The 16042-nt window shown below is 55.3% G+C and carries 15 protein-coding genes; 9 read left to right on the top strand and 6 right to left on the bottom strand.

What is annotated here, in order from left to right; translation table 11 throughout:
* The first annotated feature begins 31 nt into the window (after positions 1 to 31).
* Entirely contained in the window at positions 32 to 1027 is a 996-nt protein-coding gene (gene gntR / locus O1V65_RS19695; RefSeq protein ID WP_026110784.1) for a gluconate operon transcriptional repressor GntR, read from the top strand.
* A 59-nt stretch (positions 1028 to 1086) separates the two neighbouring features.
* Here gntR and O1V65_RS19700 read toward each other — a convergent pair whose 3' ends face one another.
* Positions 1087 to 1614, bottom strand: coding sequence for a gluconokinase (locus tag O1V65_RS19700; protein ID WP_017493780.1), 528 nt, complete (start codon positions 1612 to 1614; stop codon positions 1087 to 1089).
* A gap of 279 nt (positions 1615 to 1893) precedes the next feature.
* Here O1V65_RS19700 and gntT point away from each other — a divergent pair, with 279 nt between their 5' ends.
* Together gntT and O1V65_RS19710 are read left to right on the top strand one after the other, a co-directional pair.
* The gene (gene gntT / locus O1V65_RS19705) at positions 1894 to 3210 is read left to right on the top strand and encodes a gluconate transporter (RefSeq protein ID WP_269129961.1); all 1317 of its coding nucleotides are present in this window, start codon (positions 1894 to 1896) and stop codon (positions 3208 to 3210) included.
* Positions 3211 to 3369: 159 nt separating this feature from the next.
* Positions 3370 to 4554, top strand: a complete 1185-nt coding sequence (locus tag O1V65_RS19710) for a NupC/NupG family nucleoside CNT transporter (RefSeq protein WP_017493778.1) — start codon at positions 3370 to 3372, stop codon at positions 4552 to 4554.
* A 48-nt stretch (positions 4555 to 4602) separates the two neighbouring features.
* Here O1V65_RS19710 and O1V65_RS19715 read toward each other — a convergent pair whose 3' ends face one another.
* Positions 4603 to 5073 (bottom strand): DUF3574 domain-containing protein, encoded by a 471-nt coding sequence (locus O1V65_RS19715; RefSeq protein ID WP_017493777.1) that lies wholly within the window; start codon positions 5071 to 5073, stop codon positions 4603 to 4605.
* A 150-nt stretch (positions 5074 to 5223) separates the two neighbouring features.
* Complete coding sequence (gene aldA / locus O1V65_RS19720) at positions 5224 to 6666, bottom strand: aldehyde dehydrogenase (RefSeq protein WP_084912571.1); 1443 nt, start codon at positions 6664 to 6666, stop codon at positions 5224 to 5226.
* 435 nt (positions 6667 to 7101) lie between these two features.
* Between aldA and rhaT the strand changes: the two genes are divergently transcribed.
* The gene (gene rhaT, locus O1V65_RS19725; RefSeq protein WP_084912572.1) at positions 7102 to 8136 is read left to right on the top strand and encodes an L-rhamnose/proton symporter RhaT; all 1035 of its coding nucleotides are present in this window, start codon (positions 7102 to 7104) and stop codon (positions 8134 to 8136) included.
* Here the strand turns inward: rhaT and rhaR are convergent.
* Both rhaR and rhaS read right to left on the bottom strand, forming a co-directional pair.
* Complete coding sequence (rhaR, locus tag O1V65_RS19730) at positions 8090 to 8959, bottom strand: HTH-type transcriptional activator RhaR (protein ID WP_165429923.1); 870 nt, start codon at positions 8957 to 8959, stop codon at positions 8090 to 8092. The genes rhaT and rhaR overlap by 47 nt on opposite strands.
* A gap of 12 nt (positions 8960 to 8971) precedes the next feature.
* Positions 8972 to 9796 carry an HTH-type transcriptional activator RhaS gene (rhaS, locus tag O1V65_RS19735; protein WP_017493773.1) on the bottom strand — a complete coding sequence of 275 codons (825 nt, stop codon included), beginning with the start codon at positions 9794 to 9796 and terminating at the stop codon, positions 8972 to 8974.
* Between the two features lie 316 nt (positions 9797 to 10112).
* Here rhaS and rhaB point away from each other — a divergent pair, with 316 nt between their 5' ends.
* The 4 genes from rhaB to rhaM are packed head-to-tail and all read left to right on the top strand — an operon-like array spanning position 10113 to position 13979.
* Complete coding sequence (gene rhaB, locus O1V65_RS19740) at positions 10113 to 11570, top strand: rhamnulokinase (RefSeq protein WP_420066656.1); 1458 nt, start codon at positions 10113 to 10115, stop codon at positions 11568 to 11570.
* Complete coding sequence (locus O1V65_RS19745) at positions 11567 to 12823, top strand: L-rhamnose isomerase (protein ID WP_017494401.1); 1257 nt, start codon at positions 11567 to 11569, stop codon at positions 12821 to 12823. Before rhaB ends, O1V65_RS19745 begins: the two co-directional genes overlap by 4 nt.
* 9 nt (positions 12824 to 12832) lie before the next feature.
* Positions 12833 to 13675: a rhamnulose-1-phosphate aldolase gene (rhaD, locus tag O1V65_RS19750; RefSeq protein ID WP_017494400.1), complete on the top strand. Its 843-nt coding sequence runs from the start codon at positions 12833 to 12835 to the stop codon at positions 13673 to 13675.
* Complete coding sequence (gene rhaM / locus O1V65_RS19755; protein WP_017494399.1) at positions 13665 to 13979, top strand: L-rhamnose mutarotase; 315 nt, start codon at positions 13665 to 13667, stop codon at positions 13977 to 13979. Before rhaD ends, rhaM begins: the two co-directional genes overlap by 11 nt.
* Before the next feature lie 28 nt (positions 13980 to 14007).
* Here the strand turns inward: rhaM and O1V65_RS19760 are convergent, their stop codons facing one another.
* Positions 14008 to 14601 (bottom strand): YhgN family NAAT transporter, encoded by a 594-nt coding sequence (locus O1V65_RS19760; RefSeq protein WP_084912576.1) that lies wholly within the window; start codon positions 14599 to 14601, stop codon positions 14008 to 14010.
* 226 nt (positions 14602 to 14827) lie between these two features.
* Between O1V65_RS19760 and asd the strand changes: the two genes are divergently transcribed.
* Positions 14828 to 15931, top strand: coding sequence for an aspartate-semialdehyde dehydrogenase (gene asd / locus O1V65_RS19765; RefSeq protein WP_269129963.1), 1104 nt, complete (start codon positions 14828 to 14830; stop codon positions 15929 to 15931).
* Positions 15932 to 16042 lie beyond the last annotated feature (111 nt).

Below are 16042 nucleotides of genomic sequence, written 5' to 3' on the forward strand. Positions count from 1 at the left end.
CGCTTGTTCCCTTACTGCCAGTTCGTTGAAAATGAAGAAAAAAAGGCCAGTGCTTCAGGACGTCGCCGACAGGGTTGGTGTCACCAAAATGACGGTCAGCCGTTATTTGCGCAACCCCGAACAGGTTTCTCTGCTGCTGCAAGAGAAAATCGCCGCTGCGCTGGACGAATTGGGCTACATCCCGAACCGTGCCCCTGACATTCTTTCCAACGCCAAAAGCCGTGCCATTGGCGTGCTGCTGCCGTCCCTGACCAACCAGGTCTTTGCCGAAGTCCTGCGCGGTATTGAAAGCGTGACCGATATTCATGGCTATCAGACGATGCTTGCCCACTACGGCTACAGCGCCGAACGCGAAGAACAACGCCTGACCTCATTGCTTTCCTATAACATTGACGGACTCATCCTCTCTGAGCGCAATCACTCGCCGCGCACGCTGAAGATGATTGAGGTGGCGGGTATTCCGGTGGTCGAGATGATGGACTGCATTTCGCCGTGCGTCGATTTAGCCGTGGGGTTTAACAACTTTGAAGCGGCACGCCAGATGACCCAGCAGATTATTGCCCACGGCCATCGTCACGTGGTGTATTTCGGTGCGCGTCAGGATGAGCGAACCTTAATCAAGCAGCGGGGATACGAGCAGGCAATGCGTGAGTCCGGGCTTCAGCCTTACAGTGTGATGACCAGTCGTTCATCAAGCTACACGGCCGGTGCCGAACTGCTTCGTCAGGCGCAGCTTGATTATCCGCAGATAGACAGTATTTTCTGCACCAACGATGACCTTGCGGCGGGTGCCTTTTTCGAATGCCAGCGGCAGGGGCTGCACATTCCATCACAGATGGCGATCGCCGGTTTCCACGGGCACAACATGGGTCAGGCGATGGAGCCGAAGCTGGCCAGCGTGCTGACACCACGTGAGCGCATGGGGCAAATCACCGCTGAGCGTCTGCTCGCGCGGCTGCGTGGCGAAGAGGTTGTTCCGACGATGGTTGACGTCGGTTTCACCATCTCGGCGGGCGGCAGTATTTAAACTGCCGCACTGCGGGGACGAACAGACCAGAAGGTCAACGCTTCACGCGGCAGGGGAGGTCAGGCTTCTACCTTCACCTTGGCGTTTTCCAGGGCCGTTACGCAGCGTTTCACCACACCTTCAATCTGATGATCAATGTTCACGCGTACGACGTCCGTTTCATCTTCGCCCGGTTCTTCGAGGGCCGCGAACTGGCTTTTCAGCATATCCGGCGAGAAGAAGTGACCGGCACGCGCTTTAAGACGCTGCAAAATGACCTCTTCGCTGCCCTTCAGATACAGGAAAATCATGCCGTCGTTGCCTTTACGCAGCGCATCGCGATAGCGACGTTTCAGCGCCGAACAGACGATGATGCCGGTTTCGTTCTTGTGCTTTAGGCTGTAAGCCGCATCGCTCAAGCGTTCGAGCCACGGGGCGCGATCGTCATCGTTTAGCGGCTGTCCGCTGGCCATTTTCTGAATATTGGCGCGGGGGTGAAGATCGTCACCGTCAATGAATTTTGCATTAATCGCTCTTGCTACGGCTGCGCCTACGGTTGTTTTACCGCTGCCAGACACACCCATCAAAATGATGCTTTGCCCTGCCATAAGTTTGATCTCCGTCCCATATTTAGAATTTACCCGAGCGGGTGATTCCTTATATTAGCATGTTACCGGTATCATGATACCGGTAACAAATGGAGGTGTGACTAATATCACAAAGGAACCATTATCAATTTTAGCGCTACCTGCAAAAACAGGCCTGAGCTGAATTCGCAAACTTACAAAAAAATATCACTCGTGCACTTTTATCTGCGCTGCATAAACCAGCCTGTCACAGAGGTTCTATAAGGTTTAGCAAACAGGAAAAGGCGGAAGGGGAAAGTTATGCCATTAGTCATTGTTGCAGTTGGCGTTGCCATACTGCTGTTGCTTATGATCCGATTCAAACTAAACGGTTTTATCGCATTGATTCTCGTCGCGCTGGCTGTCGGCGTGATGCAGGGAATGCCAGTAGACAAAGTCATTACCTCGATTAAAAATGGCGTGGGCGGCACGCTCGGCAGCCTGGCGTTAATCATGGGCTTTGGCGCAATGCTGGGAAAACTGCTGGCTGACTGCGGCGGTGCACAGCGTATTGCCACCACGCTTATCGATAAGTTTGGTGTGAAATATATTCAGTGGGCGCTGGTGGTGACCGGTTTCATCGTCGGCTTCGCGCTGTTCTACGAAGTGGGCTTTGTGCTGATGCTGCCGTTGGTGTTCTCCGTTGCGGCCTCTGCGCGTTTACCCCTGCTTTACGTTGGCGTACCGATGGCGGCTGCGCTGTCCGTGACGCACGGCTTCCTGCCTCCGCATCCGGGCCCAACCGCTATCGCGACCATTTTCCATGCTGACATGGGCAAGACGCTGCTGTATGGCGCGGTTCTAGGCGTGCCGACCGTGATTCTGGCCGGTCCGGTCTATGCGCGTTTCCTGAAAGGCATTGATAAGCCGGTTCCTCAGGGCCTGTTCAACCCGAAAACCTTTACCGAAGAAGAGATGCCTGGTTTCGGCGTGAGCGTTGCGACCTCTCTGGTGCCGGTTATCCTGATGGCCTTCCGCGCCATTACCGAAATGATTGTGCCGAAAGGCCACCCGATTCTCTCCTACGCCGAGTTCTTTGGTGACCCGGTGATGGCGACGCTTATCGCCGTGCTGATTGCTATCTTCACCTTTGGTCTGAACCGTGGACGTAAAATGGATGAAGTGATGGGGACCATCACCGACTCAATCAAGATTATCGCCATGATGCTGTTGATCATCGGCGGTGGCGGCGCGTTCAAACAGGTACTGGTAGACAGCGGCGTTGATAAATATATCGCCGCTCTCATGCAGGGCAGCACGCTTTCTCCAATCCTGCTGGCCTGGACTATCGCGGCCGTGTTGCGTATCGCGCTGGGTTCGGCGACTGTGGCTGCCATCACCGCCGGCGGTATCGCGGCACCGCTTATCGCGACCACCGGTGCCAGCCCGGAGCTGATGGTTATCGCCGTCGGTTCAGGCAGTGTGATTTTCTCTCACGTCAACGACCCGGGTTTCTGGCTGTTTAAAGAGTATTTCAATCTGACCATTGGCGAGACCATGAAATCTTGGTCCGTTCTGGAAACCATTATTTCTGTCTGTGGTTTGGTCGGTTGCCTGGCGTTGTCTCACATCGTCTAATATATTCTGCCACGTTTCTCGACTCATCAGGTTCCTGCGCCGCACGGTGGCAGGAACCTGCTCGCCTGATTGCGTAAATAAATACTCAAGAAGAGTGAAAGCCGCCCAAAATTGTGGCTCAATACCGGCCAAATAATTTTTGCTGCCGGACACTCCCCCATGCCCTCAGTGTTGCACTTTATACTGGCTCTCGTAGTCATCTTCTTTATGGCGTTCATTTTCAGTAACGATCGCAAGAAAATTCGCCCGCGCGTGATCCTCCAGCTGGTGGTGATTGAAGCCTTGCTGGCGTGGTTCTTCCTGCATGCCAGCAGTGGTCTGGCGATAGTGACTGCCGTTTCAGGATTCTTTGAAAACCTGCTGACCTATGCGGCCCAGGGTTCAGACTTTGTCTTTGGCGGAATGAGCAAGGCGGGTCTGGCTTTCATCTTCCTCGGTGTGCTGTGTCCGATTATCTTTATTTCAGCGTTAATCGGCATTATGCAGCACTTGCGCATTTTGCCGCTGCTGATCCGTATTGTCGGGACTTTGCTGTCGAAAGTGAACGGCATGGGAAAGTTAGAGTCTTTCAACGCGGTTAGCACGCTTATCCTCGGCCAATCGGAAAACTTTATCGCCTATAAAGGGGTGCTGGCGGATATCTCCCCGCGTCGACTTTACTCGATGGCGGCTGCGGCGATGTCGACCGTGTCTTTGTCTATCGTCGGTGCCTATATGACGATGATTGAGCCAAAGTACGTGGTCGCGGCGCTGATTCTGAACATGTTCAGCACCTTTATTATCCTGTCGATTATTAACCCGACACCGCCGGGTGACGAGCCGGAAATCAAGCTCGACAAGCTGCATGAAGACCAGAGCTTCTTTGAAATGCTGGGCGAGTATATTCTGGCTGGCTTCAAGGTCGCGGTGATTATCATGGCGATGCTGATTGGTTTTATCGCCATCATTGCGGCCGTGAATGCGCTGTTTACCGCTATCTTTGGGATCAGCTTCCAGCAGATTCTGGGTTACGTGTTCTACCCGTTTGCGTGGTTGATTGGCATTCCGGGGCCTGATGCGCTGAAATCTGCCAGCATCATGGCGACCAAGCTGGTGACTAACGAGTTTGTGGCGATGATTGACCTGAAGAAGATTGCGGTGGAGCTTTCGCCGCGTGGATTGGGCATTCTGTCGGTGTTCCTGGTCTCGTTCGCCAACTTTGCGTCTATCGGCATCGTGGCCGGAGCGATTAAAGGCCTGAACGAAAATCAGGGCAACGTGGTATCGCGTTACGCGCTGAAGCTGGTGTATGGCTCAACCCTGGTCAGTCTGCTTTCTGCGGCATTCGCCGGTCTGGTGCTTTAAGCTTCCAGATTTTAAAAAAAGAACCCGGCCTGTTGCCGGGTTTTTTTATCAAAAATCCACGCACGCCGGGTTATCGACCTGCATAACCGAGTCCTGCTTGAAGCGTTGTTTATAGATATCGCGTATCTCGCTGATTTTTTTCTGCTCCTGCGGGTCGGCAGCATGAATCAGCATCAACGCCTTGCTGTTTTCCTTGATGACAACGCCTTCACTTCTCAGCCATTGCCCTTTCGCGTCAAACACACTCAGGCCGTCTTTAAAGCGCGGTGTCACGTCTTTATCCACGAAGGACTGCCACTGGGCGGCGCTTACCGGCGCAGCGTTGTGGCGGCTCAGCCCGAAGTACAGTGTGGTCTGAGTCATCAGGTTACCGGTTTTGCAGACAATCGGCGGCGCTGGCTGCGGGGTCGGCGCCTCTACCGCCTTCGGCGGGAAGGGAGCCTGAGGCGCAGGGTGCGTGGCTGCACATCCGGTAAGCGTCAGCGCCACTAGCGCGGCAAGCAGAGCGGGGGTCTTCATTGCTGATTCCTTGTGGTTTGCTATCAATCATGGGTGGCGCAATGCCTTCGCGCCTGATGCGGAAAATCTGTCCGCCGTCGTCATCATAGGGTCTGACGACGTTATTTCGCAATCACTCAAGGTTCTGAAAACGCCCCCGCTGTCAGTCCGTTACCCTTGATACTGCAGATAAGCGACGTGGGTTTGCAGATATTCCTCCAGCCCGTGACGTCCATCCGCTCCACCGATCCCCGACTTGCGCCAGCCCGCATGGAAGCCCTGCATCGCCTCGAAGTTCTCGCGGTTCACGTAGGTTTCACCAAACTTGAGTTTCTTCAGCGCGGTCATCGCGGTGTTGATGTTCTGGGTATAAATCGCCGAGGTCAGGCCATATTCGCTGTCGTTGGCCAACGCGATAACCTCGTCCAGCGTCTTGAAGGTGGTGACCGGCAGTACCGGGCCAAAAATCTCGTGCTGCATGATGTCCATCTTCTGAGTGACGTTGGTGAGGATGGTCGGCTGGAAGAAGAAACCCTTGTCGCCCGCGCGCTTACCGCCAAGCAGCACTTTCGCGCCCTGTTGCACCGCGGCTGCGACCTTTTCTTCCACGCGTTTCAAGGCATCGGCGCTGATCAGTGGGCCCATATCGAGGTCGCTGTTATCCGCGGTATCGCCAAATTTGACTTGCTCAAACGCCTTGCTCAGTCGGGTCATGAATTCGTCATAAACGCCTTCCTGCACGTAAAGACGTTCTGCGCAGTTACAGACTTGCCCAGTATTGATCACGCGTGAGCTGACGATGGCCTTGACCGCCAAATCCAGGTCGGCGTCGTTCATCACGATGGCCGGAGCCTTGCCGCCGAGTTCTAGCGAAACTTTGGTCACGTTCTGTGCGGCGGCAATCATGGTCTGAATACCGGCGTTGACGCTGCCGGTCAGGCTGACCATGCCGACTTTTGGGTTGGCGGCCAGCTCATGCCCGACCACGGGACCATAGCCCGTCACCAGATTGAAGACGCCTTTCGGCAGGCCAATCTCGTCAACGATTTCGGCGAAGATAATCGCGTTATTCGGCGTCAGTTCACTGGGCTTGATGACGATGGTATTGCCGGTCAAAAGTGCGGGTGCCGCCTTGCGTGCAATCAGGAAGAATGGGAAGTTCCACGGCAGAATACCCGTGGTGACGCCGATAGCCTTTTTGAACACCAGAATATTTTCATTCGGACGATCGCTCTGCACGATTTCGCCCTCATAGCGACGCGCCCATTCTGCCACGTAGTCGAGATAGTCGGCGGTAAACAGCACCTCGGTCTGCGCTAGCCCGCGCGTCTTGCCGCCCTCCGCGATAATGGTGTTGGTCAGCTCGGCTTCGCGCTTACGAATGCCAGCGGCAATTTTATGCAGCCAAACCCCGCGTTCAACCGCTGGTAGAGCCTCCCAACCGTCCTGCGCGGCCTGCGCCGCATCGATGGCGCGTTTGGCATCGGCCGTGGTGCCTTCAGGAACCTGCGAGATAACCTGCTCGGTCGCCGGGTTGATGACGTCTATCCATTTATCACTTTGGTTTTCAACAAACTGTCCGTCGATATACATGCGTTGTTGAACAATGGTCATTTGCAGATTCTCCGTTATCGCTGGGATCGAGTGATGTGTCACATAAGTTTGTTAATGAAACTTATTTGTTAATTAAGTGGGTTAAAATTGTTTCATTATTCAAGCGTGACGCAGTTTTCCCGGCATCACCTTTTCGCCATTGCCACAGAAACGGGCAGGTTGGCAAAAATGAGCGTACTGGCCGGATCCACCCGGCAAATTTGCAATTAAGCCAGTGATAGCAGGGTTGGTGGGTGATTTAGGCAAAAAGGGCCGATTAAGGGCAGAAAAGAAATTTGTGATCGCGGTCGGTGAAATCTCCTCGATTTAGCCAGAAAAACCGCTGGGTGGGCAACCATACAGAGGTTGTTTGCGGTGACAACTCCTTAGACTCCTTCGTATGCAGGAAGCCGCTTATTTCCTGTTCGCCTCAACTCTACGAAGGAATTAATAAAAATGAATAACGCAATCCTGTTAGGCATCATGTGGCACTTTATCGGCGCCACCAGTGCGGCTTGTTTCTATGCCCCATTTAAGAAAGTGCGTCACTGGTCGTGGGAAACCATGTGGTCGGTCGGTGGTGTGATGTCATGGCTTATCCTGCCGTGGGTCGTCAGTGCCATTCTGCTGCCGAACTTCTGGAGCTACTACGGCTCGTTTAGTTTCTCTACGCTGTTGCCGGTGTTTCTGTTCGGGGCAATGTGGGGCGTCGGTAACATTAATTACGGTTTGACCATGCGCTATCTCGGCATGTCGATGGGAATTGGTATCGCCATCGGCGTCACGCTGGTGGTCGGTACGCTGATGACCCCGCTGCTGCAAGGCCGCTTCGTCGAACTGTTCAGCTCTGAGGGGGGACGACTGACGCTGCTCGGCGTGCTGGTCGCCGTGGTAGGTGTCGCGATTGTCTCTCGTGCCGGTTTGTTGAAAGAGCGGGCGATGGGCGTCACGGCGCAGGAATTTAACCTGAAGAAAGGCCTGCTGCTGGCGGTGATGTGCGGGATTTTCTCTGCCGGCATGTCTTTTGCGATGGACGCGGCAAAACCGATGCATGAGGCCGCCGCGGCGTTGGGCATTAATCCGCTGTACGTCGCGTTGCCAAGCTATGTGGTGATTATGGGCGGCGGTGCCATCGTCAATCTGGCCTACTGTTTCATCCGTCTGGCGACCAAGAAAGAGCTGTCGGTGAAAGCGGACTTCTCGGTTGCGAAACCGCTGCTGGTGGCAAACGTGCTGTTTGCCCTGCTCGGTGGCACCATGTGGTATCTGCAGTTCTTCTTCTACGCCTGGGGCCACGCACAAATTCCTGCGCAGTACGATTTCATCAGCTGGATGTTGCACATGAGCTTCTACGTGCTGTGCGGCGGGTTGGTCGGACTTATCATGAAAGAGTGGAAAAATGTGGGTCAGCGTCCGGTCGGCGTGCTGAGCATTGGCTGTTTGGTTATCGTGATGGCAGCGAATATTGTCGGTCTTGGAATGGCGTCCTAAACTGCTGACGCCAGGCGCTGGGGGTCATGCCGGTCTCACGCGTAAACACCACCGAGAAATAATTACTGTCGTCAAAGCCGCAGCGGGCGGCGACCTCACCAATCAGGCGATCGCTGCTGCGAAGCAGATGTTTCGCCTGACACAGCTGAAGCTGACGAAGATAGTGTCCAATGCTCATGCCGGTTTGCTGACGAAAAAGCTGCTTCAATCCGCGTTCGGCCAGTTGATGTTGATGACAAAATGTCGTCAGGCAAAAAGGGGTGCCTACGTCGACCTGAATCGCCGACATCAGCAGATCCAGCTGTTCTCCCTCCGGCAGGGCGTAGGCCCTGTCAGCGGCGTAACGATGGCGTCGCAGCACCAGCGCCAGCTGTAAAAAAAGCGCCTCGGTTAACTGCAACGACAGCACGTCGGTCTTTCTGCTTTCCTGCACCAGCTGCAAAATCACCCCTCTCGCCAGCGCCATACCGCGCGTCGTCAGTCGCCAATGGGTCGGGCTGTCCTCCTCATCACGCGGCAACATTTCTGACCAGTCCAGCCCGAGTTTGAAACGTTCTGGGCAGTAAATAATATTGTCGAGTACCAGACAGTTAACCGCATCGTAGCTGTGACAGTCGGTGTCGCGAATATAAAAAATATCCCCGCACGTGACCAGCCATGGCCTGTCGTTGAGCACATGCAGCCCGTTACCGCGCCAGACAATCACAATCTCGCAAAACTCGTGCGTGTGCGCGGGAAACGAGGGCTGAGGCGCCCGATCGGCGACCGCCACCGGCATCAGGTCTGAGGGGAGATAGTCGGCTTTGGGCAGGCGAAGTGTCATAGGGCCTCTGAGTTAATTCATATGCTGGCGAACGTTGCGCGGGGCATAACCAAATTCGCGCTTAAAAAGCGTCGAAAAGTGGTTACTGTCGCCGAAACCGCAGTGAAATGCGATATCGGTGACGCGCATGTCGCTATGGCGCAGCAGGTGTCTTGACTGTAGGAGTCTGAGGCGATTCAGGTAGCGCTGTGGCGTGCTGCCGGTTTGCTGCTTTAGCTGACGATGCAGCGTACGCAGCGACAGCGAGAATTGGTTTGCCAGTTCGTCCCAGTCAATCTCCTCGCTGTAGTGTTCGTTTAGCCAGTCTAGCAGGTGGCGCAGTCGGCTCTCCTGACCGTTGTCCTCCTGCGTGTTGCGGCCCTGGCGTAGCAGCACCAGCAGCTGCATAAAGCGTAGCTCCTGCTCGGCCTGCTGCTCGAGTGAAAACTGCGTCGCGCTGCGCGGCAGTTGATCAATCAGCGCTTTGGCCTGCGCCATTACCTTGTTATTGATGCGCCAGAGGGCAGCATAGTTGCCGTCTTTTTCCTGTGGCAGCAGATCGCGCAGGCCGGAGAGAAAACGGAATGCGTCGGGGCCACGATAGAGCACGTTAGTCAGATGCAGATTGTCGGTTTGTTCATACAGATGACGGTCGTGATCGCGAATAAAGCACACGCAGCCTCCGCACAGCGTCTGTGGCTGGCCGTTGAGCACGTGAATACCGCTGCCTTGTTCTACCAGAACGATTTCATGAAAATCATGATGATGCTCGGGAAAGGCGCCCTGCGGCGCGCGGGGCTCAACGGCAATGGAGAAACCACCGGCGGGGAAAAAATCAACGCTGTGTAACACGGTCATTTTTAACACCTCATTAATAAATTCTTAACCGATGGTAGTAATCCCGCCACAACTTTACCTTGAATTTTTGACCGCGAAATCCTTTTGGGGGACGGATTTTTTAAGAATGACCCAAAATTGATTCAGAAATGCGGCGGCGGTCACAGCTTGCAGGACAAACGGCAAAAGAAAAAAGTGTGAGCTGGTTCAAGCTCATCTTTGCGCAATTGCCAGCAAGCGTTTGGCGCTGGCAGTAACGAAAAGGCGGCGAATTTCAGTGATTTTAGACTGTAGGCATTGAATCAGCAGGGACTGAAATCCAATGACCATTCGTCATATTGTCGCTATCGACCTCGGTGCTTCCAGCGGCCGCATTATGCTGGCCCTTTCCGACCTCCAACAGGGCACGCTGACCCTGCGGGAAGTCAGCCGTTTCTCCAATCATCTGGTGCAAATCGATGAACATGAATGCTGGGATGTTGACGCGCTGGAGCAGGCCATTAGCGCCGGTTTACAGCAGCTGGACGATGAAGGTATTGCGTTGGACAGCCTCGGCATTGATACCTGGGGCGTCGATTTTGTGCTGCTGGATGCCGACGGCCAACGTCTGGCACCCGCTGTCTCTTATCGCGATAAGCGCACTCACGGTGTGATGGCGAAGGCGCAGCGTGAGCTGACCTGCGAGGCGATTTATAAACAGACCGGCATTCAGTTCCTGCCGTTTAACAGCCTTTACCAAATGCGGGCGCTGACGCAGGCCCAGCCGGAGCTAATCGAGCGCATCGCTCACGTGCTGCAAATCCCCGATTATCTGCACTATCGCCTCACCGGCGCGCTGTGCTGGGAATACACCAACGCGACCACGACGCAGATGCTAAATATCGAGAGCGGCGAGTGGGACAGCAAGCTGCTGCACTGGGCAGGCGCCAAGGCCGCGTGGTTTGGCCGTCCTTCCCAGCCCGGCCACACAGTAGGCGAATGGAAAAGCCCGCGCGGCAAGGGTGTTCCGGTTATCGCCGTCGCAACGCACGACACTGCCAGCGCCGTGCTGGGTACGCCGCTTGCCCACGCCGATGCCGCCTATCTCAGCTCGGGCACCTGGTCGCTTATGGGCTTCGAAAGTCAGACGCCCTACAACAGCCGCGCCGCGTTGGAGGCCAATATCACTAACGAAGGCGGCGTTGAAGGGCGTTATCGGGTGCTGAAAAATATTATGGGGCTTTGGCTGCTACAGCGCGTCTGCGAGGAGCTGCACATCGATGACCTGTGCGCGCTGATTGACGATGCGGCGCGTCAGACCGCCTGCCGGTGGCTTATCAATCCCAACGACGATCGTTTTATCAACCCAGCCAGCATGGTGCGTGAGATTCAGGACGCCTGCGTCGAAAACGCCATGCCGCAGCCACACAGCCCCGCCGAACTTGCGCGCTGTATTTTCGACAGCCTGGCGCTGCTGTACCGCCAGGTGCTCGAAGAACTGGGCAACGTGCGCGGTAAACCCTTCACGCAGCTACATATTGTCGGGGGGGGCTGTCAGAACCATTTCCTCAACCAGCTGTGCGCCAATGCCTGCAATGTGCCGGTCATTGCCGGACCGATTGAGGCGTCGACGCTCGGCAACATCGGCTGTCAGCTGATTGCGCTGGGTGACATCAAAGACGTCGGCGCGTTTCGCCAGCGGGTGGCAGAACATTTCCCGTTACATCGCATTGAACCTCATTCCAATAGCGCAATCGCGGCCAGCTGGCCACGTTTTCAGGCGCTGAGCCTACCTAATAAGGAATTTTGCTTATGACCAAGCTTATCGATCAGGCGTTTGACCTTGCGAAACAGCGTTTTGCCGCCGTGGGCGTAGACGTTGAGGCCGCACTGGCCAAACTCGATCAACTGCCTGTCTCCATGCACTGCTGGCAGGGCGATGATGTGCGCGGCTTTGAAAACCCTCAGGGCGCGTTGACCGGCGGTATTCAGGCAACCGGCAACTACCCGGGCCGTGCGACCACTGCCGTGGAGCTGCGCGCCGACTTGGATAAAGCCCTCTCGCTGATCCCGGGTCCAAAACGCCTGAATCTGCACGCGATTTATCTTGAAAGCGACAGCCCGGTCGAGCGTAACGAGATTGAACCCAAGCATTTCAGCAACTGGGTCGACTGGGCCAAAAAGAATCGCCTTGGCCTGGACTTCAACCCAACCTGCTTCTCGCATCCACTGAGCGCCGACGGCTTTACGCTCTCTAGCGCCAATTCTGAGACTCGCCAGTTCTGGATTGAACACTGTCAGGCAAGCCGCAAGGTGTCTGCGTCATTCGGCGAGCAGCTTGGCACACCGTCGGTGATGAATATTTGGGTGCCAGATGGCATGAAAGACCTGACCGTCGACCGCTTCGGGCCGCGCCAGCGTCTGATGACCGCACTGGATGAAATCATCAGCGAGAAGCTGAATCCGCAGCACCACATTGACGCGGTCGAGAGCAAGCTGTTCGGCATTGGCGCAGAGAGCTATACCGTGGGATCCAACGAATTTTTCCTCGGCTATGCCACCAGTCGCCAAACCGCACTGACGCTGGATGCCGGTCACTTCCATCCGACCGAAGTGATTTCCGACAAAATTTCGACCGCCATGCTGTACGTGCCGCGCCTGCTGCTGCACGTAAGCCGCCCTGTGCGCTGGGACAGTGACCACGTGGTCATTCTCGACGATGAAACGCAGGCCATCGCCAACGAAATCGTGCGCAACGATCTCTTCGACAAAGTCCACATCGGCCTCGACTTCTTCGACGCCTCCATCAACCGTATCGCCGCCTGGGTTATCGGCACCCGCAACGCCAAGAAAGCGCTGCTGCGTGCCCTGCTGGAGCCACTCGATCAGCTGCGCAAGGCCGAAAATGAGGGCGACTATACGCTGCGTCTGGCGCTGCTCGAGGAGCAGAAATCGCTGCCGTGGCAGGCAGTGTGGGAAACCTACTGCCTGCGCAATGACGTGCCCGCCGATGCCGGTTGGATTACCGACGTGCGCCGTTATGAACAACAAATACTCAGTCAACGTTAAGGATTTATCATGCAAAGCATTCTTTCCTCTTGGTTTGTGCAGGGAATGGTGAAGGCAACTAGCGACATGTGGCTGAAGGGCTGGGACGAGCGCAACGGCGGCAACATCAGCCTGCGCCTGCTGGAGGACGAGGTCGCGCCATTCAAGTCCGATTTTGTGGCCGCACCGCGCCATATCGAGCTAAGCCAACCCGCGCCACTGTTGGCTAACTGCTGGTTCCTGGTGACCGGCTCCGGAAAATTTTTCCGCAATGTGCAGCTTGACCCCGCAGACAGCCTGGTGCTGCTTCAGGTCAGCGAAGACGGCAAGTCTTATAAAATCCATTGGGGACTGGTGAACGGCGGTGTGCCAACCTCCGAGCTGGCGTCGCATTTCCAGTCGCACAGCGTGCGTAAACAGCTGACCAACGGCACCGACCGCGTGATCATGCACTGTCACGCGACGAACTTTATGGCGCTGAGCTACGTGCTGGAGCTGGACGCGGCGAGCTTTACGCGCCAGCTTTGGGAAGGCAGCACCGAGTGTCTGGTCGTGTTCCCGGACGGCGTGGGGATTGTGCCGTGGATGGTGCCTGGCACCGACGGCATTGGCGAGAAGACCGCCGAGCAGATGAAGTCGCACAGCATTGTGCTGTGGCCGTTCCACGGTATTTTCGGCGCAGGCCCGACGCTGGACGAGACCTTTGGATTGATCGACACTGCCGAAAAATCTTCGGAAGTGCTGGTGAAGGTTATCTCGATGGGCGGCATGAAGCAGACGATTACCACGCAGGAGCTCATCGCCCTTGGCAAGCGTTTCGGCGTTAATCCGTGGCAGGAGGCATTGCATCTGGACAAACGCAATGTTGCGTAAAGCCTTCGTGATGCAGGTATATCCTGACGCTCACGCCGAATATCAGCGCCGACACTCGCCGATTTGGCCTGAACTGGAGCAGACGCTCAAGGCGCATGGCGCCCACCATTACAGTATTTTTTTGGACGCGGAACGTAATTTGCTGTTCGCGGTGGTGGAAATTGAGTCGCAGGCGCGGTGGGACGCGGTGGCCAGCACCGAGGTGTGTCAACGTTGGTGGCAGTCGATGTGCGAGCTGATGCCGTCGAATGCGGACAACAGCCCGGTGAGTCAGGAGCTTAAGTCGGTATTTTATTTAGCCTAATGTACGGTGCTCCCTGCGGAGCACCGTTCTAAATCTTCAAATAGGCCCGCACGCCGTCCAGGAACATCTGCGTCGAGAGCATGACCAGCACTAATCCCATCAGGCGTTCAAGCGCGCTGACCCCTCTGTCGCCCAACAGGCGCAGGAACAGGTTGGACAGCAGCAGGATACCCATCGAGATACCCCAGGCGATGAACAGCGCCAGCGTGAGGTGGCCAATCTGGTTAGGATACTGGTGTGAAAGCAGCATCAGCGTTGCCAGAATGGAAGGGCCCGCAACCAGCGGAATAGCCAGCGGCACTAAAAACGGCTCTTCGCCCGCGGGAAGCCCACTGCTGTTATTTTCATGCGACGGGAAAATCATCTTGATAGCGATTAAGAACAGGATAATACCGCCGGAAATCGAGACGGTTTCGGTACGCAGATTCAGGAACGAAAGGATCTTCTCGCCCGCGTAAAGGAAAATTAGCATCAGGATCAAGGCGATCAACATTTCTCGGATCAACACCACGCGGCGTCGTTTGGGATCCAGATGCTTGAGCACGGACATGAAAATCGGCAGGTTGCCCAGCGGATCCATAATCAGAAACAACAAAACCGTAGCCGAAATCATTTCAGTCATAACCGCAAATCCCTCAGGTTTTATTTATATATAAGCAGCGCTGCTAACAAAGCGCCTGGTATCGATTAAATTCACTTGCCACTTAGCGTACATTTTGTAAGGTATAGGCTCGCGCGCTCATAGGGCAGTACATCGCACTTTTATCCATTTTTGACGGGTGAATTGTGCCAAAACGGTGCAAACGCGCAATATTTGCAGTAATCACCCTCACGGCAGGACAGATATTATGAAAAATGTAGGTTTCATCGGTTGGCGCGGTATGGTCGGTTCTGTGCTCATGCAACGCATGACAGAAGAACGTGATTTCGACGCCATTCGCCCGGTATTCTTCTCTACCTCGCAGCACGGCCAGCCATCACCGGTTTTCGGTGGGCATCAGGGTACGCTGCAGGACGCCTTTGATATCGACGCACTTAGCGCGCTCGACATCATTATTACCTGTCAGGGCGGAGATTATACCAATGAAATCTATCCAAAGCTGCGTGAAAGCGGCTGGCAGGGATATTGGATCGACGCCGCCTCTTCTTTAAGAATGAAGGACGACGCGATTATTATTCTGGATCCGGTTAACAAGAACGTGATCCATGAAGGCATCGACAAAGGCGTCAAAACCTTCGTTGGCGGTAACTGTACCGTGAGCCTGATGCTGATGTCGCTCGGCGGTCTATTTGCCAACGACCTGGTCGAATGGGCGTCTGTTGCCACCTATCAGGCGGCTTCCGGCGGCGGTGCTCGCCACATGCGCGAACTGTTGACCCAGATGGGCATGCTGCACAATTCTGTGGCGCACGAGTTGCAGAATCCGGCTTCGGCCATTCTCGACATCGAGCGTAAAGTCACCGATCTGACCCGCAGCGGCACGCTGCCAACCGACAACTTCGGCGTACCTTTGGCCGGTGGCCTGATCCCATGGATAGACAAGCAGCTGGACAACGGCCAGACCAAAGAAGAGTGGAAAGGCCAGGCAGAGACCAACAAAATCCTGCGTACTTCCAACGTCATTCCTGTCGACGGTCTCTGCGTTCGTATCGGTGCGCTGCGCTGTCACAGCCAGGCGTTTACGCTGAAGCTGAAAAAAGACGTGTCGATTCCAGAAATCGAACAGATGCTGGCAACGCACAACGACTGGGTTCGCGTGATCCCGAACGATCGCGAGCTGTCGATGCGTGAGCTGACGCCCGCTGCGGTAACCGGTACGCTGAACACGCCGGTGGGTCGTCTGCGTAAGCTTAATATGGGGCCTGAGTATCTGTCGGCCTTTACCGTAGGTGACCAGCTGCTGTGGGGCGCCGCTGAACCGCTGCGCCGCATGCTGCGTATCCTGCTGTAATCTGCTTTAGCAAAAAAACGTTAAGGGATGCCCGTTGGCATCCCTTTTTTATTGTCTTACCGTCACCTTTTAGTCTGTTTTTTGACCATTCCCACGCTTCTCATCTTTACG

It is taken from the genome of Rouxiella badensis, from assembly GCF_026967515.2.
Taxonomy (GTDB): Bacteria; Pseudomonadota; Gammaproteobacteria; order Enterobacterales; family Enterobacteriaceae; genus Rouxiella; species Rouxiella badensis.